25 protein-coding genes are annotated in these 26,599 nt (G+C 36.2%); 12 read left to right on the forward strand and 13 right to left on the reverse strand.

What is annotated here, in order from left to right:
• Nucleotides 1–8 precede the first annotated feature (8 nt).
• Together ACJRPK_RS16340 and ACJRPK_RS16345 are read right to left on the reverse strand one after the other, a co-directional pair.
• Nucleotides 9–326, reverse strand: coding sequence for a sigma-70 family RNA polymerase sigma factor (locus ACJRPK_RS16340; RefSeq protein WP_407141486.1), 318 nt, complete (start codon nucleotides 324–326; stop codon nucleotides 9–11).
• Between the two features lie 183 nt (nucleotides 327–509).
• On the reverse strand, nucleotides 510–1,142 hold the full coding sequence (locus ACJRPK_RS16345) for an NAD(P)H-dependent oxidoreductase (RefSeq protein ID WP_407141487.1): 633 nt from the start codon (nucleotides 1,140–1,142) through the stop codon (nucleotides 510–512).
• A 241-nt stretch (nucleotides 1,143–1,383) separates the two neighbouring features.
• On the opposite strand from ACJRPK_RS16345, the gene ACJRPK_RS16350 reads away from it, so the two are divergent.
• Nucleotides 1,384–2,127: a slipin family protein gene (locus tag ACJRPK_RS16350; RefSeq protein ID WP_407141488.1), complete on the forward strand. Its 744-nt coding sequence runs from the start codon at nucleotides 1,384–1,386 to the stop codon at nucleotides 2,125–2,127.
• A gap of 815 nt (nucleotides 2,128–2,942) precedes the next feature.
• Here the strand turns inward: ACJRPK_RS16350 and ACJRPK_RS16355 are convergent.
• The 7 genes from ACJRPK_RS16355 to ACJRPK_RS16385 form a co-directional block, all read right to left on the reverse strand.
• Nucleotides 2,943–3,488: a DUF1697 domain-containing protein gene (locus tag ACJRPK_RS16355; RefSeq protein ID WP_407141489.1), complete on the reverse strand. Its 546-nt coding sequence runs from the start codon at nucleotides 3,486–3,488 to the stop codon at nucleotides 2,943–2,945.
• Between the two features lie 9 nt (nucleotides 3,489–3,497).
• Nucleotides 3,498–4,040: a DUF4287 domain-containing protein gene (locus tag ACJRPK_RS16360; RefSeq protein WP_407141490.1), complete on the reverse strand. Its 543-nt coding sequence runs from the start codon at nucleotides 4,038–4,040 to the stop codon at nucleotides 3,498–3,500.
• Nucleotides 4,041–4,166: 126 nt separating this feature from the next.
• Nucleotides 4,167–4,601 carry an SRPBCC family protein gene (locus tag ACJRPK_RS16365; RefSeq protein ID WP_407141491.1) on the reverse strand — a complete coding sequence of 145 codons (435 nt, stop codon included), beginning with the start codon at nucleotides 4,599–4,601 and terminating at the stop codon, nucleotides 4,167–4,169.
• A 15-nt stretch (nucleotides 4,602–4,616) separates the two neighbouring features.
• Nucleotides 4,617–5,249: a MarC family protein gene (locus tag ACJRPK_RS16370; protein WP_407141492.1), complete on the reverse strand. Its 633-nt coding sequence runs from the start codon at nucleotides 5,247–5,249 to the stop codon at nucleotides 4,617–4,619.
• Nucleotides 5,250–5,445: 196 nt separating this feature from the next.
• A complete protein-coding gene (locus ACJRPK_RS16375) occupies nucleotides 5,446–5,871 on the reverse strand; it encodes a hypothetical protein (RefSeq protein ID WP_407141493.1) in 426 nt (141 codons plus the stop codon).
• A gap of 117 nt (nucleotides 5,872–5,988) precedes the next feature.
• Entirely contained in the window at nucleotides 5,989–8,493 is a 2,505-nt protein-coding gene (locus tag ACJRPK_RS16380) for a zinc-dependent metalloprotease (RefSeq protein WP_407141494.1), read from the reverse strand.
• A 496-nt stretch (nucleotides 8,494–8,989) separates the two neighbouring features.
• Nucleotides 8,990–9,973: a D-cysteine desulfhydrase family protein gene (locus tag ACJRPK_RS16385; protein WP_407141495.1), complete on the reverse strand. Its 984-nt coding sequence runs from the start codon at nucleotides 9,971–9,973 to the stop codon at nucleotides 8,990–8,992.
• Nucleotides 9,974–10,497: 524 nt separating this feature from the next.
• On the opposite strand from ACJRPK_RS16385, the gene tssD reads away from it, so the two are divergent.
• From tssD to ACJRPK_RS16440, 11 genes are all read left to right on the forward strand, one after another.
• Nucleotides 10,498–10,896, forward strand: a complete 399-nt coding sequence (gene tssD / locus ACJRPK_RS16390; RefSeq protein WP_407141496.1) for a type VI secretion system tube protein TssD — start codon at nucleotides 10,498–10,500, stop codon at nucleotides 10,894–10,896.
• A gap of 103 nt (nucleotides 10,897–10,999) precedes the next feature.
• Entirely contained in the window at nucleotides 11,000–12,805 is a 1,806-nt protein-coding gene (locus ACJRPK_RS16395) for a type VI secretion system Vgr family protein (RefSeq protein WP_407141497.1), read from the forward strand.
• Between the two features lie 28 nt (nucleotides 12,806–12,833).
• Nucleotides 12,834–13,322: a PAAR domain-containing protein gene (locus ACJRPK_RS16400; RefSeq protein ID WP_407141498.1), complete on the forward strand. Its 489-nt coding sequence runs from the start codon at nucleotides 12,834–12,836 to the stop codon at nucleotides 13,320–13,322.
• Between the two features lie 11 nt (nucleotides 13,323–13,333).
• Entirely contained in the window at nucleotides 13,334–16,276 is a 2,943-nt protein-coding gene (locus ACJRPK_RS16405) for a hypothetical protein (RefSeq protein WP_407141499.1), read from the forward strand.
• Nucleotides 16,277–16,293: 17 nt separating this feature from the next.
• Complete coding sequence (locus tag ACJRPK_RS16410) at nucleotides 16,294–16,893, forward strand: hypothetical protein (protein WP_407141500.1); 600 nt, start codon at nucleotides 16,294–16,296, stop codon at nucleotides 16,891–16,893.
• A 208-nt stretch (nucleotides 16,894–17,101) separates the two neighbouring features.
• Nucleotides 17,102–18,148, forward strand: coding sequence for a glycoside hydrolase family 108 protein (locus tag ACJRPK_RS16415; protein WP_407141501.1), 1,047 nt, complete (start codon nucleotides 17,102–17,104; stop codon nucleotides 18,146–18,148).
• Nucleotides 18,084–18,602 carry a hypothetical protein gene (locus ACJRPK_RS16420; protein ID WP_407141502.1) on the forward strand — a complete coding sequence of 173 codons (519 nt, stop codon included), beginning with the start codon at nucleotides 18,084–18,086 and terminating at the stop codon, nucleotides 18,600–18,602. Before ACJRPK_RS16415 ends, ACJRPK_RS16420 begins: the two co-directional genes overlap by 65 nt.
• 79 nt (nucleotides 18,603–18,681) lie before the next feature.
• Nucleotides 18,682–18,831, forward strand: coding sequence for a hypothetical protein (locus ACJRPK_RS16425; RefSeq protein ID WP_407141503.1), 150 nt, complete (start codon nucleotides 18,682–18,684; stop codon nucleotides 18,829–18,831).
• A gap of 143 nt (nucleotides 18,832–18,974) precedes the next feature.
• Nucleotides 18,975–20,960 carry a CHAP domain-containing protein gene (locus tag ACJRPK_RS16430; protein WP_407141504.1) on the forward strand — a complete coding sequence of 662 codons (1,986 nt, stop codon included), beginning with the start codon at nucleotides 18,975–18,977 and terminating at the stop codon, nucleotides 20,958–20,960.
• Nucleotides 20,938–21,666 carry a M949_RS01915 family surface polysaccharide biosynthesis protein gene (locus tag ACJRPK_RS16435; protein ID WP_407141505.1) on the forward strand — a complete coding sequence of 243 codons (729 nt, stop codon included), beginning with the start codon at nucleotides 20,938–20,940 and terminating at the stop codon, nucleotides 21,664–21,666. Before ACJRPK_RS16430 ends, ACJRPK_RS16435 begins: the two co-directional genes overlap by 23 nt.
• Nucleotides 21,667–21,708: 42 nt before the next feature.
• On the forward strand, nucleotides 21,709–21,966 hold the full coding sequence (locus tag ACJRPK_RS16440) for a hypothetical protein (protein ID WP_407141506.1): 258 nt from the start codon (nucleotides 21,709–21,711) through the stop codon (nucleotides 21,964–21,966).
• A gap of 208 nt (nucleotides 21,967–22,174) precedes the next feature.
• Here ACJRPK_RS16440 and ACJRPK_RS16445 read toward each other — a convergent pair whose 3' ends face one another.
• The 4 genes from ACJRPK_RS16445 to ACJRPK_RS16460 are packed head-to-tail and all read right to left on the reverse strand — an operon-like array spanning nucleotide 22,175 to nucleotide 26,587.
• Nucleotides 22,175–22,654 (reverse strand): hypothetical protein, encoded by a 480-nt coding sequence (locus ACJRPK_RS16445; protein ID WP_407141507.1) that lies wholly within the window; start codon nucleotides 22,652–22,654, stop codon nucleotides 22,175–22,177.
• Between the two features lie 9 nt (nucleotides 22,655–22,663).
• Nucleotides 22,664–24,283 (reverse strand): M1 family metallopeptidase, encoded by a 1,620-nt coding sequence (locus ACJRPK_RS16450; protein WP_407141508.1) that lies wholly within the window; start codon nucleotides 24,281–24,283, stop codon nucleotides 22,664–22,666.
• A gap of 13 nt (nucleotides 24,284–24,296) precedes the next feature.
• Nucleotides 24,297–25,226 (reverse strand): alpha/beta hydrolase, encoded by a 930-nt coding sequence (locus ACJRPK_RS16455; protein WP_407141509.1) that lies wholly within the window; start codon nucleotides 25,224–25,226, stop codon nucleotides 24,297–24,299.
• A gap of 8 nt (nucleotides 25,227–25,234) precedes the next feature.
• Complete coding sequence (locus ACJRPK_RS16460) at nucleotides 25,235–26,587, reverse strand: M28 family peptidase (RefSeq protein WP_407141510.1); 1,353 nt, start codon at nucleotides 26,585–26,587, stop codon at nucleotides 25,235–25,237.
• Nucleotides 26,588–26,599 lie beyond the last annotated feature (12 nt).

Here is a 26,599-nt window from a genome sequence, read left to right on the forward strand (position 1 = left end):
TGTGTATACTAAGCTGCTACACGTTCTTCGATAATTGTATCTGCATGTTCTATCCGATTTGCTAATTGCTGATCCATGGCAATACGCATAGGTTTCCAGTTATCTTTTTTAAGATGCGTGATTGCGGTATTTAACGCAATGCGATACATCCAGGTACTAATTTTGGAATCTCCTTTAAATGAAGGATATGATTTCCAGAGTTGGTATACTATTTCCTGAAATAAGTCCTTTTGGTCTTCGGTAGTATTGGAGTACAATCTGGCGATCTTGTAGATCAGACCTTCGTTCTTTTGTATGTCTATTACAAATTGTTGTTTTTCTTTCATGTAAAATCTATTACACTCTATTAGTATAAACCTACACCAAAAAATCACAAAAAAGATAAATTATTTTTATCAGGGCCTTGAAAACAGGAAGGTTTTTTAGTTGTCTCTTCTCGTATATAACGACAAAAACCGCTACAGGAGCGGTTTTTTGAAATAAGACATTCGTCTTTATATGTACTTCGATTAATCTATAACAGTGACTAAATCATCTTTGCTTTTTCTTACTTTGACCAAATTGACCAACCAATCGTTTTCTTCATCACGATAGCCTAATGGTAACAACACACAACTACGTAAGCCTTTTGCTCTTAGGTTCAAAATTTCGTCCACAGCTTCTGGTTCAAACCCTTCTATTGGCGTACTGTCAACACCTTCAAAGGCTGCAGCCGCGATAGATTGAGAAAAAGCAATATAAGCTTGTTTTGCAGCATGGTGAAAATTCTCTTCAGCATCCTTTTGCGGATAACTGTTTAATAATTGCTGACGGTAATTTTCCCAACCTTCGTTTTTAAATCCACGAACCTCGTTAGTTAAGTCAAACATTTTATTGATACGATCCTCGGTATAGGTATCCCATGCAGCAAAAACTAATAAATGTGAGCAATCTGTAATTACTGACTGGTTCCATGCTACCGGTCTGATCTTTTCTTTGATTTCCTGATTCGTGATTACCAAAATTTCGAAGGGTTGTAAACCACTCGAAGTAGGAGCAAGTGAAGCCGCTTCTATAATATTATCAATTTTATCCTGAGGTACTTTCTCGCCATTCATGGCTTTGGCAGCATAACGCCATTGTAATTTATCTAATAATTCCATAAGAGTCTTTTGCTTCAAAGATACCATGCCTCACTCAAAACTAAAATTGATGTATGCTAAGAAAACACAAGGTAATACGTCTATATTGATGTGATAACTGATTTAAATCATTGATAATGAGCTGCTTTTTTTGTATCTTCAAGACGCTCTGCATTTTATAGATAGCTACCTATTAGAAGGTATCGTAGATTTCAAAGCTGAAGTTTCTTTAATAATTGTGCCGTGTTAAAATTTTGGAGGTATGAATCCTGTTGTAATTTTTATAGTATTGATCATTGTGTTTCTGTTATCAGGAATACGTATAATTTTTGAGTATAAGCGTGCGCTAAAATTTCGTTTCGGTAAGTACATCAGTACACTGCAACCGGGATTACGCTGGATCATTCCTTTTATAGAAACCGTTCAAATCGTAGATATACGGGTTATTACCATCAATGTAGATTCGCAAGAAGTAATGACAGAAGATAATGTACCGTGTAGTATTGATGGCGTAGTGTTCTTCAAAGTATCCAATCCCGAAAAAGCCGTGCTGGAGGTGGAGCAATATAATTATGCTATCATGCAACTTGCACAAGCAGCTTTACGTGATGTCTGCGGAAAGGTAGAGTTAGATACTATCTTATCCAAGCGTGAGGAAATGGGCAAAAATATCAAAGCAATTGTCGAACAGGAGACCATGGAGTGGGGAATCCAAATCATTGACGTAAAGATTAAAGATATCCAATTACCAGAAAATATGCGTCGTATGATGGCTAATCAGGCAGAGGCAGAGCGTTCCAGACGTGCACGTATTATTTTGGCACAAGCTGAAGAGCAGGCTGCACAAAATTTATTAGCAGCAGGTAAAATCATAGATCAATCTCCGTCGGCCATAAAACTGCGCTTATATCAGACGCTAGCTAATATAGCTTCAGAAAAGAATTCAACAATCTTATTTCCGTTTCCGGAAGAAGTCCTACCTAAAATCCCAAAAGAGAAGAACTGAAATTTCCCTTCTGTATGATTCCAGTATAAAAGATGAATATCGAATACTGAATGTCGAATAACAAATTTTGAATTATTTGCTGTATTATTTTTAGGAAAGCTTACGATGAACATACACTAGTGATTATAAAATTATAAGAGGAAGTTGAGCAAATGTCCTATAAAAACTTTAGCGTAAAAAATGAAGTGGAAGTAGTGACTACAAGAAATTCCTTGAAAGTGAAAAGCTATAGTATATTTAAAATTAGATAAGTATTTGCATTGACTAAGTTACTTGGAATGTCTTAATTTCATGTAACGTATTGAACGTTATTTTTAGCAAAAGTTTTTTAAGACTAGACTTTTTTGGTTCTTTTTTGGGCGATGCAAAAAAGAATAAGCATTCATTGAACAACGAATTTTGAATTCAACATAACAAATTTTAAATGATAAAAGTGAAAGTGGCGAGGATTCTGGCTCTTGTGTCTGCCAACATAAAAATCTCGTGGTCACCTCGTGCTGAGTTGAGAGGTTATTTTGATAAGCTGATTAGGTCTCGATTTTAGTTTATCCTGAGCGCAGACGAAGGGCTCGACCTGACAAAGTGGAAGCTCTAAATTATCTGGTACTGAATATAGTATCCTACGAACTACTTCTTTTCCCTTGTCAGGGAAAGGTGGCCAAGCAGCGCGCGGTCGGAAAGGGTAGTTTTTCAATTTTGAATGCAGAATTATGAGTATCGAATGTAGAAGTTAGAATTTCAAATGTAAAAGTGTCAACTCTATTGGGTACTTTGTAAGATTTGAGTAAAACGAATATACTAAGTTTTATCTCTGCCTATATTTTACACATTTCATATAATTTCAGCACAGTTTTCCAATTACGTGTGGTAGCGGGAACTGCTAACTTTTTCTCAAAAAAAGTATTGGTGAATTTTGATTTGTGATACGAATCCGTACAATGAAGATAAATATTCGAATTGTAAATAGTAAAAGAATCGGTGGGCTGATCCATCTTTTGTATGGCTTCAACAGCTTCTTTACTCGGAAGGTGTTGTAAAAAGGTTACGTGGCAATCCTTAATTTCAATAGCTGGATCTTCCAAAAAAGGATTGTTCAGTGCAACTTGTTCGAGTTCACCGATTGTTTTTACTACCACAGGCACCTCGAAACCAAATTGATTTAGAATCGCATCATGAATTAGTAGGGAAAGTTCAATTGACGTTTGTTTCTTTAGAGAAGTGAAAATAACGTTCCCACTTTGTATATAGGTTTGAACATTCGTAAAATTCAGTTTCGCAAACAGTTGTTTCAGATCGCTCATCAAAATCTTTCGTTTTCCACCAACATTGATCCCTCTAAGCAATGCAATATATGTTGTCATGTAATTGTTTTAAGTGGCTTTTGTATAGGCTTCGGTTAGCCAAGATTGCAATTCGCTATCCAGATCTTCTGTCGAAGTTAATTGAACACGGTGCGTGCACATGGTTCCAAAAGGTCCGGAGTTCAAAAGACGATCGGTGGTTGGTACATCTTTTAACTTTAAACCCAAATCGATCCGTGTTTTAGTAGCAGGTTTAATTAATGCAAATTGCTTGTCTCGTATCACACTGACACTGGTCTTTTTTGGAGTAATGGTCACATCATCTCCTAGCGTTTTTACAAAATCTACTAGTTGATCATGTATAGGTAGTAAACTCTCTTTGCCCTGATATTGATTTTTTACTAAGTCATCAGGAGTGGTATTTTCCTCTTTTGATAAGGTGACAATAGTATTTGCAAACCCATGCGTAACCTTATGCTCTTTTTTCAGATAGTTGACACCTTCAGAATGTTTAGAGAACTGTTTTTTTTGAAGTAACTTTTTCCATTCCTGTAATGATTTCCCGGTTTTTTCGGGCATATTGTCAATCATAGTTTGTAATGCCTTATCCATTTTATTATAAGTGTTTTATATTATTTTTGGTGTCGTAGGGCAATTGGACATAGCGGTGCTTATCTATAAAAATACAAATTTTGTGAAACACGAGTGCCTGTCAATTAAGCAATTTTTTAAAATATGTTATTGTTTCAGGTAAGCAGGTAAACGTTCCTGAATAAAATACTGCCAACCCCCGATGCAACTTTCTCTTGTGAACTCCGGTACAGTATCCGGGAAATCTGCCACAACGTTTGTAGTAAGCCGTAGGATAAGGTTTTCTTCATGTTCGATAATCTCAAAAGTAACAAAAGAATCACCGGGATATTCTTGATACTGCCAATTGTAAGTGATTTTATGCTGAGGTACTACTTCAGTGATTTTCCATAGATGTGTAAAAATACGATCCTCTACCTGTACCTTAAACTGTGTTTTAAAACCAACTTGTGGTTCGAATGCCTTTATATTTTCAAAAAACCATTGTGTCATTTTAGATACCTGTGTAATGGCTTCCCAAAGGCGATTCCGCGATACTTGAAAAGGTTGTGTTACTACGATTGGTACATCTGTATTTTTCATAAAGTAGTTAATTTTTTAGTTCATCATGTCTAAAACGATCGGTTTGAGTCCGCTAAAAAAGAATTCGACCGCAATAACCATCACAATGAGTCCCATCAAACGCATCATCACGTTGACGCCTGTTTGTCCCAAAAATTTCATGATTCGAGAAGAACTATACAAAATAATATAAGTCAAAATTATAACCAAAAATACTGCAAAAATCAAAACTCCTTTTAGTTCAGCTGTATCAGCATCTTCCATCATCACAATGGCATTAGTCATAGCGCCCGGACCACATATCATTGGAATAGCCAAGGGTGTTACTGAAATATCATCCACATACGTTTTAACTTCTGAAGCGTTTACCTTTACCTTACCCAATCGTGCCTGTAACATATCCATTCCCATAAGGAAGAAAATAACGCCACCAACTACTCGAAAACTATTGACCGAAATACCGAAAAAATTAAATAATAATTGACCAGAAAATGCAAACAGAATGATGGTTATAAATGAAACGATGGAAGCTTTTTTTGCAGTTTTTGTTCGATGCGCTTGATCCAGATCGGCGGTCATCGTCATAAAGATAGGCATGGTGCCAAACGGGTTTAAAAGGGTAAAGAAAGATGTGAACGTTAAAATTCCGAAAGATAAAATATCATTCATGTAGCTGGTAGACTTTTAATTAGTGAATTGGTTCAAATACGACCGATCATAGAAGTATAGAACACAAGTTTAAAACTACATATTTTATTTGTTTATAGAAGGATTTTATTATCTAAATCAAAAACATTGAAGACAGATAAACTGATAGCTATTCTTTGGGGAAATAAAGCTGTTTTTGACAGGTTTGCCGAGGCTCTCATCTTTTTTCATAGAACAAAGCAGGTCCGTCGCATGCCTGCCAGTTGCTAATCATCGTAGTTGCAGATGTGAAATATAGTTGCTCTTCAGGAGTACCGGAGCAAGATCCGATAATTTCGTTATCCTCCGGATAGCTTAAGAACAAAACTGCTTCTCCCTGTACTACCGAATCCTTATACACGCCGAATATTTCAATAGTTGTATTGTTTCGGGTTCTGGATTTTATGAAAGTAGTATCGTCAGAGAAATCGTAAAATTCCTGCCACTCCATAGCATCTCCTGTGGTTTCTGAATTCGGTTGGGTTCCGGACATTTTTACAAGTACCCATAAATCTTCATATACTCGAGGGTTGGTATCATCATCTGAATTACAAGAATAGCTTACCAAATTTAATATGATAATCAATAAAACGATTTTCTTCATGAAGCTTTGTTTCTTATTAGATACATAGATAATTAAATAGTTGCTTTCTGATACTAAAAAATCCTGTTTGACTCGTCAAACAGGATTTTGATAATGATAAGGTTTAGCTTTGAAATACTAGGCCTTAGGATCTAATATTAAAGAAACACGCTCTACAATGTCTTGTAAATGGTATTTTGTCATTCTATCTGATGTTCTCGCAATTGCATTGCGCGCGTCACGACGAAGTGTATTAAGCTCAGCACGAACCACGGCACGAATATCACTTTGCGATGCATTTACATCGGTACGAACTACCCAGCGTCTCATATTTTCAGGAATTTTAGGTTGTTCTTTCGTCATTAGAAACTCCATACGATCGATGTAAGCTCTTTGTAAATTACGACGATAAACATCTGTTTTCTTGCCTGACCTCAATTCTGACCAGAGCCCTTTACGTAAGGCACCCATCATGTCAAGTAATGTGTAGGCTTCCTTAGTATTTAGTGCCTCGTTTTCAATTAAACGCGCCATTCTGCCATGATCTAAAAGATTATCCAAGGTACGCACTTGAAACTTGCGAATACGTTCTATAGTACCGGCAGATTCGATTTTGTCAAAAATATTCTTTTCTAATAACCATTCAGGTGTATCAAAAAGTTGTTCCTGTAAGAATGCCATGGCACGTTCTTGATTTGCTTTTGTAACATGAGTATACACGGCACCTTCTTGATCGTATGTTTTATAGTACTCGTATACCCCACCAATATTAGAAGTTACGTGGCCCATATAACGATTATACTGACCCAATACCTGTTCGTACATCGTTTTGAGATCTTCATAGTTTTTACCATCCTCTGCGGTCCATGTGATTAGATTAGGTACGATACGCTGTAAATTTTTGATTCCGTACATACTTGCTTTTACGGCATCATCTCCTAAGTCTTCAGTTTGTGAGCTCGGATCAATTACACCACGTTGTTGTTTTCCAAAACGGTACATCGGGTCATCCTGATGTTTTAAGATCCAACTATCCAAGGTTTTCTTTTCACCTTCGGCAGTAGCGTCCAAAATAGGTTTGTACCCCCACATAATGGCATATTTATCATATATTCCGATGTTAGGCATCAGTGCAACATCACCATCGCCTGGTTGCGCTACATAATTAAAGCGAGCATAATCCATTATTGACGGAGCTGTTCCGTATTTTTTTGTAAACTCCGGATCTCTTAAGGAATCCACAGGATATGCAACACTGCTTCCCATATTATGTGGTAATCCTAAAGTATGACCTACCTCATGTGAAGAAACAAAGCGAATTAAACGTCCCATAACTTCATCCTTAAACGCCACACCTTGTGCATTCGGGTTGATGGCTGCAGTCTGTACAAAAAACCAGTTGCGTAGTAAAGACATCACATTATGATACCAGTTGATATCACTTTCTAATATTTCTCCAGATCTTGGATCACTAACATGGGGTCCATTAGCATTGGGAATTGGAGAAGCCAAATAGCGAACAACAGAATATCGAACATCTTCTGGACTCCAATCAGGATCTTCTTCGATACTAGGCGGGTCTTTAGCAATGATCGCATCTTTAAAACCGGCAGCCTCAAAAGCAACCTGCCAATCCTCAATACCTTCTTTTATGTATTTTCTCCATTTTTGTGGTGTTGCACGATCTATATAATATACGATCTGCTTTTTAGGAACCACAAGTTCCCCATTTTTGAACTTTTCCTGGTCTTCCTCACGCACCTCAAGTCTCCATCGATCAAGATAACGTACGGTTTCACTTTTTTGCGCTTCTAATCCGTAATCGACCTGCCCTCTGGCAAACCATCCCACACGTTGATCAAAATAACGTCGTTTCATTGGATTCTTAGGAAGTAAAATCATTGAGTTACTCATTTCTATCGAAATGGATCCCGTACTTGCATTAGAAGGAGGTTCGGCTGCGATATAGGTTTTTACGTGACGCGCTTCAATATTTAACGGATAACTTCGTATGGTGTCAATATAAGAGCGACTGTCGTCGAGCTTGGATATTTTATATTGTTTTCTACGATTTTGAGGAAGCCCTAAAGCTTTGACATCTTTTTTAAACAGATTGGTTACTTCGATAACCGTAGCGTTGTTACCATTTACTGAGTCTTTATTGAAGGCTTTGATAGGAAAAGCATAAAGTACAGGCTCAAAATTAGAGTTTTCTACGGCTTCGTGAATCGGTAGCGAATCTGATGCCACAACCTGGTGAGACACTACGCGTAGCAAAATTTGTTTGTTTTTACGTTGCCAACGGAGCACTTGAGTATTTTGTTTTCCACCTCCAAAGCCTATACCGTTAGCAGTTTTAGCGATTCGGGTCACCATTAACATTTCACGATTAAGCAACGAATCGGGAATTTCATAATAATACTTACTGTCAATATTGTGGACAGTAAATAAGCCCGAATCGCTCACCGCTTTATCGGTAATAACCTTATTATAAGGTTTGATTGCATCTTTATCAGTTGACTTTGATTTGTTTGTTTCTGTGGCTGCTGCAGTCTTTCCTTTCTTAAACGGAAGCACAGAACATCCACTAATGGATAAGGCGACTGCGGTAGATAGCAACAGTCGGTATGTGTTTTTAATCATGTAAGGGAATTTTTTAATCATTTTGAAGCTACTAATGTAGCCAAAAACGTGGGTTTTGAAAATATTGAAGTCTTAAAATTATGAGTTATGGGATTTTAATTATTGTTACTATTTGGAAGTACCTAATTTGCACGTTTGTAGTATGCTGAATGCAAAAGAGAATTGGGTTTGAAGTGGATTGAATTTTTATTAAAATCTAAAATAGCTTTAAAGCCGTTGAATAAAGCACTTTTTTTAAATAATCCGTTGTGTTGTATTTTTTCTAAATCAGCCTTATTTTTTGAGATATAAATTTGGTAGGCGCTCAATGTCACGATTCTAAATTAAGGAAATATGTATTTACCTGATTTTCTCGGATTCCTATTAGTGATTGATAGAAAGCTATATAAATAATCAGTTTATGCGGAATTGCTTTGCAATATTTAGAGAAGGTTAGAATATGTATGTTTCGTTAAGTTTATTAGAGAATATAATAGAAAGAAAGATCGTAAAACTTTTATCTTAATTGAATTTGATCTACGTATTCAAATATAGCAGGAAAACCTCCGGTATGCCAAAATAGAACGTTCGCACCCTTCTTAATTTTATTGTGTTTTAAATGATCAAGCATAGCATAAAAAGCTCTAGCGGTATATACAGGATCTAATAATATACCTTCTTGTTGAGCTAGTTTATATAAGACTGATTTTTCATCTTCAGATAGGTGTCCATATCCGGCTTCGTCGTACCCGGTGATTAAAGGAATGTCGGATAGGGTGAAATCACGGTCGATGTCAAGCAGCTCAGCGCCAGACCGTACAATCGTTAGTACAGATTCCTGAATTGAGCGTCCGTTATTTTCTTCTTTATCGATACGTATGGGAACGAGGGTGGTTTTTAGGTCAAACTTGGCAACACCTAAGGTCAATCCGGCTTGCATGCCTCCCGAACTGGATGCAAAAAAAATATAGTCTATTGTGGTATCAGTCTGCTTTAGCTGATCTTTTAATTCTTTTACAGCAGTGACAAAGCCCAAAGCACCCGTGAGGTTTGATCCTCCGTAAGGTATCACGTAACTTTTTTTCCCGGAAGCTTTTAACCTCTTCTCTACAACATCAATATCTTCTCCTTTGCGATTGTTTCCTGTAAAACGGATATGAGCCCCAAGTATATGTGATAGCAATAAGTTTCCATCATACTTTTCAGGTTCTTTTCCGCCGAGCAACAAATGACATTCTAAGCCGGCTTGAGCACACGCTGCGACTGTTTGCCGACAGTGATTAGATTGTTGAGCTCCCGCAGTGATAACAGTATCGCAACCCTTTTGTAAAGCCGCCTGAATCAAATACTCCAATTTTCTGGTTTTATTTCCTCCAGAGGCTAAACCGGTAAGATCATCCCGCTTTATGTAGATTTTATAGTCAGTATAATGCTTCGATAGGTTTTGAAGCAATTGTATGGGTGTAGGAAAAAAGCCTAAGTTGTATCGATGATGTAGCATAATCTTATAGTTAAAACATTAGTGATATGTGAAATGGGATCGAGTTACCGTAAACGTTTAGGCATAAAAGATAAAAATAAAATATAATAAGAGATTATGCTGGGACTTACGTAGCGCTAAGTCATTTTTTATATAATCCTCAAAATAAAGGGGGGGGATTTTCCCCCTGACTCTTTATGAATGTTAATTTTTTTGATTACGTAATACGCTGTTTTTCAAATTATTTAGAATATTATTTTGTTTTTTTTAAGAAGATATGTTGCATATTTGAATTTAAGTAGTAGTTTTACTCTAAGAAAATGACAATTTAGAATCTTCTTCTTCTTTTAGAATAAACTGTCACAAGTCTGCCGATGTACATGCATTTTTTGCATTTCTTATAGTCGGTATCCCTTCCACAGTTTTACGTATAAGTAAGAGTCTTTTTTAAGTTGTTTAAAAAAGACATCGAGATTTTTTATACTAGTAACAAAAATCAACATGTTTCTTTCTAACATTAATTAATTTTTTTAAAACCAAACAACATGGGATCATTTAGAGCTACTTTAGAGCTAGGAGGAAAAGAATTTGACGTATTAGCAACAGAATACGCTTTCAGTAGAGATACTGACAAGAAAGGTAAAATTGCTTCTAACGTTTATGGAGGTCGTATCAACGTTACAATCGAGTCTACATCTGATACTTCTGTAATCGAAGCGATGTTAAACAGTCAATTTAAATCTGTTGAAGGAAAAATCATTTTTAAGAAATCTGAAGAGGATGCAAAAATGAAAGAAGTAGAGTTTAGAAACGGGTATATCGTATACTACAAAGAGAATCTTGAAGTAAACGGGGACGTGCCTATGACTATCAACTTTACGGTATCTGCCGAAGAGATGACTATCGGTAATGCAGCAATTGATAATCGCTGGCCGGTAGCTTAGTTACCATAAACGAGTAGGTGTTCTGCCTACTCGTTTACTTTTTGTCAACCCTAAGTATTCTAAAATATTAGGGGTTCATACTTAACTCTAATTCTTATAACCAATGTCTCAATCAAGCATACTGATCAGTATCAATGATCAATTTTTAAGTAACTTCGAATCCTTGTCATTAACTCAAAAAATTCATGAACATCATGAGTTTGAGATACATATTGATTATGACGAAATTGAAGAAAATGGATCACATACCATAGAACGATCCAAGGATTGGTTGGGTAAAGCAGTGGTTATAACTATTGACGAAAAGGAGTTTTTGGGTGTGGCAACTCATGTAAGTTTAGTGCACAAAAACGGATTTCACGGAATCTTGGTGGTCAAAGGCTACTCAAAAACCATTATGCTTGAAACAGGTGCACATCTACAATCATGGACACAAAAATCGCTAAGCAATATTGTAGGAGAGTTAATCAATGATTATCCTGAACATACTGTGGTACAACCTGAAGAGAATCCGGTATTGGCCTATGAAGCGCAGTATAAAGAAAGTCATTTTGAAGTACTCAAGCGTTTGGCGAAACAATATAATGAGTGGTTCTTTTACGATGGCTTAACACTACATTTTGGTAAACCCGAATTAGAAGATCCTATTAAAATTGCCTATGGAGAAGGAATTAGTGAGATCTCTATTGGGATGAATGTTGTAAATCACACAGCATCAAGCTATAATTACAATAGTTTCAATGACGAATTGGTGTTATCTCAAACAACCAATCAAGTAGAAGGATTGAGCGAACTGGGTAACCACGCTTTTCAGACTTCACAAGAAGTATATGGATTCACACCTAATTCATTTCATAGCTTCGAGGTCGAAGATAAGAGTCAGTTAGACCAGGCACTTATAAAAAATCAAGCAGCTGCCTCTGCAGCATTAAATACTGTACAAGGTAAAAGTACAGACAAAAGATTAGGAATTGGCGTAGTGATTAATTTAGAATCGGCCCGTTACGATAATAAAAGTTTTGACGAAAAGCGTTACGGGAGTTATCTTATTACATCCATTACCCATTCTGCCACAGGGCATGGTGCCTATACCAATAGCTTTGAGGCAATACCGGCAGGGGTTACCGTACTGCCAACTCCCAAAGTAAAACTACCGGTAGCACAACCACAAATTGCAACCGTAGTATCCAATGAAGATCCGGACCAAAAAGGTCGGGTACAAGTTCGCTTTTTATGGCAATCTGCCGGCATGCAAAGTGCATGGATCGAGGTGATGACACCCGATGCGGGAAGCAGCGAACATCATGCTCAAAACCGCGGACATGTTTTTGTGCCTGAGGTTAATGATCAAGTGATGGTAGGATTTAAATATAACGATCCCAACAGACCTTTTGTGATGGGAAGTTTATTTAACGGTACCACCGGTTCGGGCGGACAGGATCAAAATAATTTTAAAACTATCGTTTCAAAAAGTGGACACGTCATAGAATTTAATGACACCCCTAACGAAGAACGTATTACGGTAAGAGATAGAAATAACAATATGGTGGTGATCGATACTGCAAACGATAGTATTGAAGTCACCGCAAATGAAAATATGACCTTTGCAGCCAAGAATATTGAATTGAACGCAGAGAATATCAGGCTCAATGCCGAAGAGAACATCAACTTGGCAGCACAATCCGGTATCGAAGCCTTGTCACAAGGTACGATCAGTTTACAGTCAGATCAAGATACCAGTTTGTTAAGTAGCGCTGCCATCGCTATAGAGGCATCAACCAATGCTACTATTACCAGTCAAAACACTATTGTCGAAGGACAAACAACGGCAGAGCTTAATAGTGCTCAGACAAAAATATCAGGAAGCGCAATGACCGAAGTTTCGGGTGGTGTTATCAAACTAAATTAAAATCAAAGACTCTTAAAATTTATCTATTATGCCAGGACCAGCAGCCACTATAGGAAGTATGCATACATGCCCTATGTGTACAGGAAGCACTCCACACGTAGGCGGCCCGATTACGGGACCGGGAATAGCCACTGTGTTAATCGGTAACAAACCCGCCGCTGTGATGGGTGATATGTGTACCTGTTCGGGACCACCGGATACCATTGCACAAGGATGCGGAACCGTATTGATTGGCGGTAAACCAGCCGCAACCGTTGGTGATATGACGGCCCATGGGGGTGTCATTACCGTTGGTGAAGCTACGGTATTAATAGGTACGGGCGCGGGGCAACCCAGCAATGTTATGCCTTTACAGGAAATCCCGTTTCCTAATCATGACTTTCTCAACCGCGTACGAGCAACAGCTGCAGGTGAGAATAGCAACCTAAACGATGCCCTTGCTAACCAAGCTAGCTTGGCAGAAGAAGCAGCACCAGAAAATAGAGGATATCTATCCCGAGTAGATTTTAGTATTTAAAAGACACAAGTATGAAGGTCGAATACCCAATAGTGGCAGAGGATTTAATTAATAGAACTGATGTCAAATCCGAGATAGAAAAAGAATCTATAAAAGATCGTTATTACGGTCATTCTAACCAATTTGGTTTTTTTCCTATCGGTCGCTTAAACTCTTGGCATGGTGGGATACATATTGAATATAGTAGGGTAGTGCGTGCGATAGCTGATGGCCGCATTATCGCTTATCGGTTGACAGAAGATTATCTGACCGAAAAAGACACAGGTCGTAACTACTCCAATAGTTTTATACTCATTCAACATAATTTTGAGACACCCGAAAAGAAAAAGCTACGTTTTTATAGCTTGTATATGCACTTAAAGCCAAAAAAAACATTAGAAAAGGAGAGTGGTAATTACATTCCGGATTGTTTTGCAAAATATATAGTAACGACTAAAAAAGACTTGCCAAAACTAGGCTTGAAAGTTCGTAAATTTGATGAAAGTCATATTAGTAAAGATGAAGCAACAGAATTTAAATTTGTTACAAAAGGGGATACCCTTACTAAATCTAAAATAAAGATTGAGACATTGCCAGAAAAGCATTGGCTCAGGCAAAAAAAAGGTAAAAAATATAGACTTTTTGAATTAGATGGAAGTACGGTTTGTGCATTTACGGGTTGGTTACAACCGGTAGATGAAACCACTTCTAAAGTAATCTATGTCAAAAAAGAAAAAGGAGAATTTGACAGTGGCACTTTTGATAAAAGTGGTGCCAAAGGAACCATGCTTTTTGATGCTATAGAAGGATGTTATGTCGGGATGGAATGTAAAGATGTGGAACTCGAAGTAGAAAAAACTAAAAACCCGAATTGGTACAAAGTTAAAAAAACAGGTCAATACGTTCTCAAAAGGGATTGTACAGCAATAAAGAAAAAAGTTAGCGACACTGTTAAGGTCAATAAAATTGACGATACAAGTGTTCAAAATGTTGATATTCTTATTAAGGCAGGAGAAGTTGTTGGCGTGCCATCTAAATTTGCTTTTGAAAAGCAATCACATTATAACGCCATGCATCTAGAGGTGTTTACTGATGATGAAGGAGTATCCAAATTTATTGATAACAAAGAAGATAAAGGACGTACAACTTATGAAGTACCGGCAGATAAAAGTCTTAAGTTAGCTACTCCTTGTGACTTTTTAAACGCCAATACTAAAGTAAAGATCTACCAGCAAGGTGACCATTATACACAAATAGGTTTTGAATCTATTAAAAATATCGTATTACCGGTCAAAGGAAATATATATACTAAAGATGAAGATGGAGATAACGGAGAGAAAGGATATGAAACCGCTCCAAAAGGATATCATGTTTACGATTTTAAAGTCGTAAATGAGTATTTTTCAAATGCGTTAGAAGAAGGCATAAGTTCTATCCTTTGGATGGCAAGTGATAATACAAAAGATAATCCTACCAGAACAGTTAAATACATTCACCCCAAAGCAGGTCAAAAATTTTGGGTACCCAACGATAAAGTATCAGGAACAAAGGGAGCGTGGGTAGCGTTATCAAAACCTATTACAAGTTATTATGATAAAGATCCAATGGATACAGATAAGGGTATAAAAATTGAAGAACCTACCCCAATTCGTAAAATAGAAACATTCGAGGATTCCACTAACAAAACTAAGTGGTGGAAGGTACAGGGAAAAGGCAAGGAGAAGGATAAAAAAGGATGGATTAAGTATGATGACTTAACCAAAAAGAATCCGTATCAATGGGAAACATTAGGGTGGAAATTAAAAGAAGATACAGGTACACAATATTTTTACCAATTTGGCGATTATGTAAATGAGTCAGAACCCCATCAATTTATTAATGATATCTGGGAGTTGGTAGATACTGATAAAGACAAGGTACTGAGTGTTCGAGAACTGCAACGCTGTATGTCAGATGAGGTAAAGATAGCAAAGCTAAGCAAGCTAATATGTAAGCACTCCAGTGAATGGAATATGTCACAAAATTTTGATACATTTAAGCAAGAAATCGAAGCGATTTATGCAAAAGGTATCGAGCAGGAGGAGGAAGAAGGCCAGCGGCAAGACTTAGAAACAGCAAGAGATGAAAAGATTGCATTGTTAAAGGAAAAGATCGAGAAGCTTAGCTTTTGGGATAAAATACAAGATGGCCCGATAACTGAGAAAACAACTGACACTTCTAAAAAGGAGGAGCCAAGCAGGTTTAGTATTATGCAGGAAACAACAGCTTTAAAGCAGGCACAACATACAAAGAAGCAAGAAGCCAAAGTACCCAAACGTACTTTTCCTGTAAGCAATGATAATGTTTATCATTTTCATCCGATAGCTTTTGTAGAGCATATGAAGTTAATTGTGGGTGATGGTGGCAAAATGAAGTCTGTACTAGAAGAAATGAAGCTTTTAGTAGACAAGCATATCCCTTATAGTCAACAAGGGGAACGAAGTTCGTTGTCTGATGAAGGTATGGCAGCTTTGGATTGCTCAGAAACGGTTGGAATATATCTTCATAAACTTGGTTGTATGCCAAAATATAAAGCTATTCATACAGGCATAATGACCACAGAAGCAGATTTTAGAAAAGCAATAGGATCGAATAAAGTACAACTTGTAGAAGGTAGCGACAAGGCGGATTTTATTCCTGAATCTGGAGATATTTTTGTATGGCGAAGAAAAAGAGTTAAAAAAGATAAAAATGGAAATGAAATTGTAAAATATGATGGACATACTGGTATAGTATATAAATATGAAGAAATTAAAGATGTAGTTTGGATTCTGGAAGCCATAGGAAGTGGTGGTGCAAGTGGGGAATCTCAACAAGTCAAAAATGGAGGTCATTCGGGAATTGATTGTACACGTACTGCTATATATAATAAAAATTCTAAGGCATTGAATAGACATGACGGGTGGGTTGGTTATTATAGACCTATTAATTATTAAAATTTGAAAATTATCCTATGTTAAGATTTTGTATTTTTTTTTTCACATTGGTTTTACTTCTTAGTTGTAAAAAAGCTTCTAATAATTTAGAGTTATCAACTGTCAACAAAAAAGACAGTACTATAACAAAAGTAAAGACCGAAACAGAAAAATTGAAATATTCAAAAGAAGATTTTGATTTTATTTTGAAAGATAAAGAAGACATTAATTGGCACCCTAAAGGTCTTTTAGTTATGAAATCTGATTATTTGCCAAACTACAATGATATAGGGAATATTTTATTTTATACTTTTTCTAAATTAGGAGCATTAAAGTGGCAGGAAAAGATGGATGATTATTCAGAAGAAGAGACTGAGGTAGAATTGGAGCGTATTAAAAATTTATCCTTAGACGCATTTAAGAAAGAGTTTGAGATTTATGCTTTTGTAATTGATAAGCAGTATATAAAAGACACACCTGAAGGACCTTATCAAAAGGAAACTTATGTAAAAGAGTTATATCATTGCAACGATAAAGATATTTGGAGAAAAATTGACTCATTCGAGGTTAAAAAAGAGGATAATTTTCTTAAAGAGCGTGAATGGTCTAAAAGAAAGTTAGCTGAACTCGTAAATTAATCCACCCCGCTGCTCCTAGTATGTGCTTCCGCTAGTTTACAACTAGTGGCGGTATGAGTAAGCGTTAACGATATATGATTAATCCACAGCATTGTATGTTGTGGATTTTTTATTTGCTCCTCGCCCACAGTTTGGCAACATTTTTACTTTTTAGCTAATCCAACCTGTTGGTATCTATATAGATTAGTTGACCGATAAAGACAAGGTAGTGAGTGTTCGAGAACTGCAACGCTGTATGTCAGATGAGGTAAAGATAGCAAAGCTAAGCAAGCTAATATGTAAGCACTCCAGTGAATGGAATATGTCACAAAATTTTGATACATTTAAGCAAGAAATCGAAGCGATTTATGCAAAAGGTATCGAGCAGGAGGAGGAAGAAGGCCAGCGGCAAGACTTAGAAACAGCAAGAGATGAAAAGATTGCATTGTTAAAGGAAAAGATCGAGAAGCTTAGCTTTTGGGATAAAATACAAGATGGCCCGATAACTGAGAAAACAACTGACACTTCTAAAGAGGAAGAGCCAAGCAGGTTTAGTATTATGCAGGAAACTACAGCATTAAAGCAGGCACAACGTAAAAAACAAAAAGAGGCTGAAGTACCCAAACGTACTTTTCCTGTAAGCAATGATAATGTGTATCATTTTCATCCAATTGCTTTTGTAGAGCATATGAAATTGATTACGACCGGTTGGAATCCAGATGAATATTTTAAAGAATATTTCTTACCAACCCTTTTTAAACATGAAGGAGGGTATCAAAATGACACAACTGATAGTGGTAATTATATAGGTAATAAATTGATTGGGACAAATCATGGTATTTCAGCACCAGTTTTACAAGCTTATATGAAACGAACTATTACTGTTAGTGATATGAAAAATTTAACAAAAGAAACTGCAGAAGCTATTTATAAAAAGAATTATTGGACAGATGCTAAGGTTCATTTGATAAGTGATAAATTTGTTGCAGTTCAGTATGCTGATATGTGTGTAAATGGAGGTTTAGGAAATGGTGCTAAGATAATGCAACGAGCCTTAAATAAATTAAGTCATTCTATATCCGTCGATGGTAAAATAGGAAAACAAACTCTAAACTTAATTAATAGTGAAGATCCTTTAATTTTGCATGAACAATATAAACAAGCAAGAATAAGACATTACACGAATCTTGCTACTAATAACCCTACTAAATATGGAAAATGGAAAAATGGTTGGATTAAAAGAGCTAATAGTTTTATATATGGTAAAGAGCGTTAAATTTTGCTTAGTATTAGTTCTTTTGATAAGTTGTACTTCAAAAGCCCAAAAAAATACATCTATAAACCAAGAAACAAATCAAGTAGTTGAAAAATTAGAAAAGGAAAAATTAGATTGTAATGCAATAATTGGCAATTGGCATTATCAAGATAATAATGATAAGCAAGATTTTGGATTGACATTCCAAAAAATAAATAATATTATTTATGGAAAACATTGCCTTATATACGGGTTGCAAGGTGATTTAATTGATTGTGACCCTGAATCTAAAGGCAGTGTTTTTGAATGTTTTGAAAATGATTATAGAGGGGAGCTAATATCTTATTACTTCCCCGATAGTAAATCAAAAGTTAGTTTAATTATAAAATCTAAAGATACAATTGTATTCAAAGTAATTCCTGAAACTGAAAGTTTTTCATATTTTAGGTCAGGTATGATATTTATAAGGGATTGATTAAATAATGAAATGCTGTAAATCATTACCTGCCACGTGAATCGCCAAAGAAGTGCCATTCAAAAAAGGAGAAGATACTATGCTATCGCAAGATATAAGTACTGCTTATTCAAATGTTCCAAAAGGCAAGGAAACTCCGGATCAAGAAATCTGTCATGATAATAGTGTTGCTGTATTCTATAAAGATAAAGGCTCAACGCAAGGAGTAGTGATGAACATATCTATGTAGAATGTGAAGAAATTATTGCAAGAAAAAAGATAAAAAAAGAAGGCTGGGTAGCTACCAAAGATTTAAATATTGATAAAACAGCATTTAATGCCTATGACTGGACTAAATTTGGATTTGAATAAATAGATGGAGGTGATGAGTATATGTATGATATCAAAGATCTGCGTGATAAAGAAAGTACAGAGAGTCAATTTATACAATCGCTATGGAAGAAGTTGAGTATATCAAAGAATAAAGAAGTTGTTGATATGTTTGAGCTGGATGCCAGTTATAGAATGCTCGAGACTCAGGACAAAATTTCAAAACTAGTTTGTAAGCACAAAATTGAATGGTCTTATAAGCCAACAGAGATAAAAGATGAGGTAACCATATATTATGACTACCTTATAGATAAACTTGAAGAAGAAGGTCGAGATACCACTGGATTACTAGAACTTAAAGATAAAAAGTTGGAGGTGCTTTCAAAACACGTAGCTCAGCTCATGTGGTGGGATGAGGCTAAGAAGGCAAACATCAAGTTTGAGTCTCCAAAAAAAGATAATAATCCTGACGCAAACGTAACCACTTCAAAAAAACCAGAAACAAACCAGCAGAAGACGAACGGTAGTCAAAACATTGTTTCTACTTTGACACCAACAAAAGAAAAAGAACAAACAAAAGGGAACGCTAAACCAAAGCGTAGCTTTCCCAGTACTGATATGGTACATCATTTTCATCCGATTGCTTTTATCAATCAAATGAGATTGATGTTCCCTGAAGGTGGAAATTGCTTGTGTTCTAGAGAGCTTATAGAAAAAGAAGTTATCGCTATGGTAAAACGAATTTCTGGCAAAGACAGTCTATGGAATGGTATTCATGAAAGTTGTGATATTACAGATAAAAATTTTGCTTCGTTTACAGATGAGCTAAATAGAATGTTTAAGAAGTATGGGTTCAAAACTTGTATTGACAAAATATCATTTTTAGCACAAGCAGCGCACGAGACAGGAGGGTTTCAACAGAATAAAGAAGAAAAAAGTAAGTATTTGTCAAGTAAAAGTATCTATAAGGGAAGAGGAATGATCCAATTGACAGGAAATAAAAATGAAAGCACGGGTTACTATAATTTAGCAGGTGTTTATAAGTCTTATTCGAAACATATTAATGATCCAAATATTGAAAGTGATCCTGACTTAATTTCAAAAAATCTTCATTATACGGTAGATTCAAGTGGTTGGTTTTTTAAATCCAAGAAAGTTCCCAAGTGGAATAAAAAGTGGTCTAGTTATGACAACCTAAGACGACAAAGGCTTAGTCATTTTAATAAGGGATTAGGTAAAAATTTACTGGATTTATCTCCACTTATAAATAAAGATGAAAAGTATTTTTGGTTACAATCTAAAATCATCAATGGTTATTCTAAATCGAACACATTAAAAAGTCATCCAAATGGCTGGAATGATAGAATTGAATCTTTTATGCAATTAAGATCTGTCTTTTATTTTGGAACGGAGTGTGTAAATAATTTAGAAAAACTAGAAGTAGAGGGAAGAGCTCCATGGATGAAGATTGCAATAGAAGAAGCTGAAAAGGCAGCTGGATGCCACGAGGGGAAAGAACCTTTGTTGACAATGGGTAAGGGTTACTTAACATTTGCTGGTAATAATAATTCTCCTGATGACGATGTTGACGGGCAATGGTGTGCTTCATTTTTGTCTTGGTGCATAAATAAAGCTGGGTTAGACGTTCACAAAGAGAAGTGGAAAAGATCAAACTCTCAAGAATTTAGAAAAAGCGCTGAAGCTGGAGTTATCTATAAAAAGATCGATAAGCCTATTTTTGGTGCTTTAGCTGTATATACTAAATATAGTGACAGTGATCACGGACACATTGGTTTCATTGCAGGAAAAACAAAAGAAGGAAGATACCTTTTATTAGGGGGGAATCAAGGAGATTCCATAAGAACTACTTCTTATGGAGAAAAGACAAAATCGAAATTTTTAAATGGTTTTTATATACCTAAAGATTATAATATAACTAAAAAAGATAATCTTACGGATGATGAAAAAAACTATTCGAGTTCTAGTGAATTAAATTATAAGTTAGGAATTTACACAAAAGTTAAGAATGATTCAGATAAGACAAATTAATACACTTACATCTATTCTTCTAGTTTTATTGCTAAATGTTAGTTGTAAGGGGGAGATAAAACACGTAGACGTTTCTGTAAGAGAAAAGGTAGAAGAAAAACAACCAGTAAAACAAGTTGTAAAAGTTGCTGTTAACACATTATCCAGAGGAGATTTTGATTCCCTCTTAAATTCAGGGATAATTGATAATATTGATTATAAAGGAGATTTCGTTGCATGTTATAAAATATTAGATAAGTCAGGAGACTATTATTTGATTCTAACTCATGATTATGACAGTAAGATAATTTATTCTTATTATGCTGAAAAAAAAGCATTTGAATCAAAATTGATTTGGGACTTAAATGATTCTGTTGTCCAAAAAGATTATTCAGAGGAATATGACATAAACTTTCTTAAAGATTTTATTCATGTAGCTGATTTAGATAATGATGAATTAGTCGATGTCGTTCTGACATATAAGACAAAATCAAAAGAGGATTATGATAGGTTAAAAATTGTTATTTTTCATAAAAACATAAAGACTGTAATAGATCATGAGGGAGCATCTTTAGATGATGAGAGAGAAACTAAAATAGGTGAAAGCTTTTATTCTTTGCCTAAATCAATAAAGCAAACAGTTTTTACTGATATGAAAAAACTAAACTCTAATGTGTTAAGTATTAACTCAGATGTACTGGAAAAAATTGAAGCAAACTTAAATTGAAAGTAAAACCTAGCCCCTCGCTGCTCTTAGTATGTGCTTGATATGTTTGAGCTGGATGCCAGTTATAGGATGCTCGAGACTCAGGACAAAATTTCAAAACTAGTTTGTAAGCATAAAATAGAATGGTCTTATAAGCCAACAGAGATAAAAGATGAGGTAACCATATTTTATGACTATCTTATAGATAAACTTGAAGAAGAAGGTCGAGATACCACTGGATTACTAGAACTTAAAGATAAAAAGTTGGAGGTGCTTTCAAAACAAGTAGCCCCCGCTGCCGCTCGTATGTGCTCCCGCTAGTTTGTAACTAGTGGCGGTATGAGTAAACAAAAGAAATATAATGCAAACCACAGCAGTAATGTTGTGGTTTTTTGTTTACTCTTCGCACAACGTGGATACATCTTTGCTTATCTACTAATCTCACATTTTGTTACCGTTATAAGTTAGCTTTGCATTATAGCCGATGCTTTCAATTTCGCATACCCACTAACTTGCCTTAAACTTTAAATCAAAAATTAGTCAATTCATCCAATTCTTGCTTATAATCATATTGAAGGTCTTCATGCAATGCCTGTATCTTCTTTTCAATCGAGGCTAGCTCACGACGGTATAGATTGAGCAAGGTAATGTTACGTTTAATGGAAGGTGAAAACTCCGAGAGTTGTTCGCAGAAATAGAGGAGAAGCTCTACTTCAGTTTCTTTATTTTTGGAATAGCGAATATACTTTTTGACCATCCGCAGAATTTTACGCACACTTTTCTTTATAAAGTAAAATGTTTTGGTATTAATTTCTAAAAATTGATCGGTTATTTCTTCCTTCACACTCTCGATAAAACCAGCTTCATTTTGCGCTTCTAACAACAGATAGGTAAGCAATTCCTTGTTTTCTTTTTTAAACTTAGATAAACGTAGACACAGCTCTACCAGTTCATGATGAGAACGTTCATTTAATTCAACCTTTAGTGTTTTAACGGTAACTGCTTTCATGCTGTGATACTACCTTTTTTCTTTTTTATTCACATAAAAATTCGGATCTATCGACCACTCTTTATCTTTAACTGTAAGGGTCTGCCATGCTGCATTAGGCTGTATCCATTGCAATGTATCATTTACACGAATACGAATAGGCATATCAAAATCTCTTACGATGTTGCTATATCGATAACGTAACTTATTTGTGTCAACCATTTCATATTCCAGCACTGGTATTCGGGTATCTCTTAAATATTGATTAAAAAAAGCAGAAAGATCGATGCCGGTACTATCACTTAGATAGGATTCAATTTGTTTTGTTGTAACTGTTTGATGATAGAATTTCTTATTCAGTCCTCTTAAAATAGTACGCCATTTATCATCATTATCCACCAGTTGCCTTAGCGTATGTAGCATGTTGGCACCTTTATAATACATGTCTCCTGAACCTTCTTGATTCACATTGTACGTACCAATGATGGGTGTATCATTACGTATTGATCTCCGTGTACCGATTACATAGGCTGCTGACGCCTCTTTACCGTAGTAGTAATCCAAAAACAAATTTTCTGAATAGGCCGTAAAACTTTCATGAATCCACATATCTGCTGCATCTTTATAGGTGATGTTATTAGCAAACCACTCATGTCCTGATTCGTGTACGATGATAAAATCAAATTTAAGACCCCAACCGGTGCCAGAGAGATCTTTGCCAAGATAACCGTTCTTATATTGGTTGCCATAGGTCACAGAGCTCTGATGCTCCATCCCCAGATAAGGAACTTCTACTAGTTTAAAACTGTCTTCATAAAAGGGATAGGGGCCAAACCAATGCTCAAAAGCTTTCATCATTTTGGGAGCATCTTTAAATTGTTTTTTAGCTTTCTCCAGATGATCACGCAAAACGTAATAATTCATATCTAGCGGACCTTTTTCACCTTCGTAAGTTTCGCCAAAATGTACGTAGTCACCAATATTTATATTGACTCCGTAATTGTTGATAGGATTGCTTACAAACCAATGGTATGTTTTGGTGCTTTGGTCAGAAATTACCTTCCGTAAACGTCCGTTAGAAACATTTATAAGGTCTTTGGGCACCGTGACACTGATAAGCATACTGTCCACCTCGTCATACATGTGATCCTTATTTGGCCACCAGACACTGGCACCCAGCCCTTGACATGATGATGCGATAAAAGGTTTTCCATTAGCATCTGTTTTCCACGAAATCCCTCCGTCCCAAGGCGCATTCACGGCTTCTCGGGGATGGCCACTATAATATACATGTAATGAATCGGTAGCACCCGGTTGTTGTTTCTTTTCTAACGATACAAAATGTGCATTCTTCTCACTGCGTACTTTTAAAATTTTACCATGCTGGATAACACTGTCTATTTGCAAGGGTTCTTGTAGATCTACCTGAAGCACATCCTTAGCTTCCAGTACCGTATACTGAATGGTAGTGGATCCTGAAATATATTTGGTTTCAGGCTTTACTTCGATATCCAGGTGGTAATACGTCAAATCCCACCATGCACGCTCAGGGGTGATACTGCCTCTTAAAGTATCTTGACGCGTATATGATTTTTGAGCAGTCAGTGAAGAAATGCAAACCAATGCTAGTATGGATAAATATTTATTCATCAATTTTATTTAATTATTTTTTTAAAATGAATTCTATAGGAATGTGTATTCTGGCATTCCAGCTTTGGATGTTATGTGAGGCGCCTTCAAATTTTTTAGAAATAAAATCTACACCTTCTTTATACCCCTTATTCTTCAAAATTTCATTCACGCGTAGCTGGTACGGTTCATATTGAGCGTCCAAAGATAAGGTGCCATAGTCAAAATATAACTTATGAGTTGTTGGATCCGGTAAGGTGTTGGTGAGCGTATTAATATAGGCATTTCCCAAAAAAGGAACCGGCCAATGTGTCGATAAACAAGCGGCAGCACCAAAGATATGAGGATAGGTTGTTAACGCATGTAGCGAAATAAGTCCTCCCATAGATGCTCCCATAATAGCAGTATCCTTAGGTGCTGTTGCGGTATTATAAGTGCTGTCAATAAACGGTTTTAATTCTGTAACAATAAATTTTAAATAGTCGTCAGAATATAATTTGTCATAGCCCGTTTTTTGCAGTAGCGCTTTTCTAGCTTCTGGGTTCTCGGTTGCTACCGCTGGTGCCTTCGGCATATATTCAGAAAATCGTTTAGCTCCATTATTCCAGATTGCGACAACCAGCGTATTTTTAATCACATTTGCTTGTAACAAACTATCCAGTATTTCATCTAATCCCCAATCCAACCTTACATCAGCAGTTTTTGCATTAAAAACATTCTGTCCGTCGTGCACGTATAAAACTCCGTAGGGTGTTGAGGTATCAGAATATCCTGTGGGCAAAAAAACTTCGATTGTACGGGCATCAATATATTGCGAAGAAAGATTAGGGTGCTTAATCAAAGTCCCGTGATTGGTTTTAGTAACAAGAGCTTCCGAAGATAATACTTCGTTAGATTGCGAAAAACCAAGGGTGGTAATTAACAGTACTAAGATCCAAACGACACTATGAGACTTTGATAGCATTTTATTTTTTAATGGTCACTAGTTCTAAAAATTTCTGAAGGAAATGCAACTGGACTTTCATGTCCGTCCTTACCTACGGTGGCAACACCAAAGAAATAATTATCAATAACAATGCCTTTTAGTAAAAAATGATCTACGTCACCCACAAATCGACTGTGATCCCATGTTGGTGATGTTGTAGCTCTCCAATAAATCTTGTATCCTTTAACTCCTGAATGATTTGCTTTTTGCCATTTTAGCTGAACTGATGGCTCTACAATTCCGCCAATGGCAACCTTAGTTGGTGCAGGCGGTGCCGATGCAATATTAGCCATGGTGATAGCATTTACAGCAGTAAGCTTAGCCGCATAGTCAAAATTGACATGCTCCACCACGTCGCCATATTTGATACCATTCTCTTCTCTCAGATCCTGATGTTGTTGTGTGTAGTTTTCATGAGCCTCCATAATACGAATTCCGGCAAATCCGGCATCATTAAAAGGGCGGTGATGACCACCACGTCCAAATCGATCTAATCGATAGACCATCATTGGATTCATTTCGGGCATATACGTTTGTACCGTTTTATGGATATAACGCGCTAATTGTCTTGAGATTCCGTCTACTTCGCCGCCATAAAAACGTCTAGCGTTACGCTCTTTTTCAGTTTCAGTTGGAGGCACAGGTTCAGAAAATATTCTGAAGGTTCTATTATCGATCACACCGTCTACACCTTGTATGTTTCCGATCATGTCATTGTTTAAAACTCCAACTAGATCCCAGTTTTTTTCCTTTGCATATTCGGCCAGTCCTTTGCCTCCAAAAAGACCTTGTTCTTCACCCGACAACCCGGCATAGATAATACTGCTGTCAAATTTGTGCTTTGATAAAACACGTGCAGCTTCAATCGCACCAGCCATACCACTGGCATTATCATTGGCGCCCGGAGAATCAGAGGTGAAATCTGTGGGATCTGTCACTCGAGAATCAATATCTCCGCTCATCATAACAAAGCGATTTGGATGCTGTGTCCCACGCTGAATTGCAATAACATTCACCACCCAAACGTCTTTGACTATTCGTGGATTTGTTCCTTTTTTGACTAAATTCTTCTGATAAAAAACTTCAAGACAGTTACCGCAAGCTTGCGAAATTTTTTCAAACTCAGATTTTATCCAGCGACGCGCGGCTCCTATTCCGCGTGTTTCTGAAACCGTATCACTTAGTGTATGTCTTGTGCCGAAGTTGGCTAAAGTATTGATATCCTTTTCAATACGATCTGCAGATATACCATCGACGATTTGATAGATCTTAGGATCTGTTTGTGCTAATGTAAATAAATAACTAAAAAAAAGTAATACTGTTAAATAGAATAGTCTCATTAGAAATATGGT

It is taken from the genome of Aquimarina sp. 2-A2 (assembly GCF_045505135.1).
Classification (GTDB): Bacteria; Bacteroidota; Bacteroidia; order Flavobacteriales; family Flavobacteriaceae; genus Aquimarina; species Aquimarina intermedia.

What these genes read in the sequence shown, in the direction of transcription:
- ACJRPK_RS16355 (WP_407141489.1), bottom strand. Translation starts at nt 3,488, where the DNA reads ATGACAACATATATTGCATTGCTTAGAGGGATCAATGTTGGTGGAAAA.
- ACJRPK_RS16435 (WP_407141505.1), top strand. Translation starts at nt 20,938, where the DNA reads ATGATTCAGATAAGACAAATTAATACACTTACATCTATTCTTCTAGTT.
- ACJRPK_RS16340 (WP_407141486.1), bottom strand. Translation starts at nt 326, where the DNA reads ATGAAAGAAAAACAACAATTTGTAATAGACATACAAAAGAACGAAGGT.
- ACJRPK_RS16460 (WP_407141510.1), bottom strand. Translation starts at nt 26,587, where the DNA reads ATGAGACTATTCTATTTAACAGTATTACTTTTTTTTAGTTATTTATTT.
- ACJRPK_RS16345 (WP_407141487.1), bottom strand. Translation starts at nt 1,142, where the DNA reads ATGGAATTATTAGATAAATTACAATGGCGTTATGCTGCCAAAGCCATG.
- ACJRPK_RS16425 (WP_407141503.1), top strand. Translation starts at nt 18,682, where the DNA reads ATGCTATCGCAAGATATAAGTACTGCTTATTCAAATGTTCCAAAAGGC.
- ACJRPK_RS16430 (WP_407141504.1), top strand. Translation starts at nt 18,975, where the DNA reads ATGTATGATATCAAAGATCTGCGTGATAAAGAAAGTACAGAGAGTCAA.
- ACJRPK_RS16395 (WP_407141497.1), top strand. Translation starts at nt 11,000, where the DNA reads ATGTCTCAATCAAGCATACTGATCAGTATCAATGATCAATTTTTAAGT.
- tssD (WP_407141496.1), top strand. Translation starts at nt 10,498, where the DNA reads ATGGGATCATTTAGAGCTACTTTAGAGCTAGGAGGAAAAGAATTTGAC.
- ACJRPK_RS16350 (WP_407141488.1), top strand. Translation starts at nt 1,384, where the DNA reads ATGAATCCTGTTGTAATTTTTATAGTATTGATCATTGTGTTTCTGTTA.
- ACJRPK_RS16455 (WP_407141509.1), bottom strand. Translation starts at nt 25,226, where the DNA reads ATGCTATCAAAGTCTCATAGTGTCGTTTGGATCTTAGTACTGTTAATT.
- ACJRPK_RS16360 (WP_407141490.1), bottom strand. Translation starts at nt 4,040, where the DNA reads ATGGATAAGGCATTACAAACTATGATTGACAATATGCCCGAAAAAACC.
- ACJRPK_RS16420 (WP_407141502.1), top strand. Translation starts at nt 18,084, where the DNA reads ATGGAAAATGGAAAAATGGTTGGATTAAAAGAGCTAATAGTTTTATAT.
- ACJRPK_RS16450 (WP_407141508.1), bottom strand. Translation starts at nt 24,283, where the DNA reads ATGAATAAATATTTATCCATACTAGCATTGGTTTGCATTTCTTCACTG.
- ACJRPK_RS16365 (WP_407141491.1), bottom strand. Translation starts at nt 4,601, where the DNA reads ATGAAAAATACAGATGTACCAATCGTAGTAACACAACCTTTTCAAGTA.
- ACJRPK_RS16380 (WP_407141494.1), bottom strand. Translation starts at nt 8,493, where the DNA reads ATGATTAAAAACACATACCGACTGTTGCTATCTACCGCAGTCGCCTTA.
- ACJRPK_RS16375 (WP_407141493.1), bottom strand. Translation starts at nt 5,871, where the DNA reads ATGAAGAAAATCGTTTTATTGATTATCATATTAAATTTGGTAAGCTAT.
- ACJRPK_RS16400 (WP_407141498.1), top strand. Translation starts at nt 12,834, where the DNA reads ATGCCAGGACCAGCAGCCACTATAGGAAGTATGCATACATGCCCTATG.
- ACJRPK_RS16370 (WP_407141492.1), bottom strand. Translation starts at nt 5,249, where the DNA reads ATGAATGATATTTTATCTTTCGGAATTTTAACGTTCACATCTTTCTTT.
- ACJRPK_RS16445 (WP_407141507.1), bottom strand. Translation starts at nt 22,654, where the DNA reads ATGAAAGCAGTTACCGTTAAAACACTAAAGGTTGAATTAAATGAACGT.
- ACJRPK_RS16385 (WP_407141495.1), bottom strand. Translation starts at nt 9,973, where the DNA reads ATGCTACATCATCGATACAACTTAGGCTTTTTTCCTACACCCATACAA.
- ACJRPK_RS16440 (WP_407141506.1), top strand. Translation starts at nt 21,709, where the DNA reads ATGTTTGAGCTGGATGCCAGTTATAGGATGCTCGAGACTCAGGACAAA.
- ACJRPK_RS16405 (WP_407141499.1), top strand. Translation starts at nt 13,334, where the DNA reads ATGAAGGTCGAATACCCAATAGTGGCAGAGGATTTAATTAATAGAACT.
- ACJRPK_RS16410 (WP_407141500.1), top strand. Translation starts at nt 16,294, where the DNA reads ATGTTAAGATTTTGTATTTTTTTTTTCACATTGGTTTTACTTCTTAGT.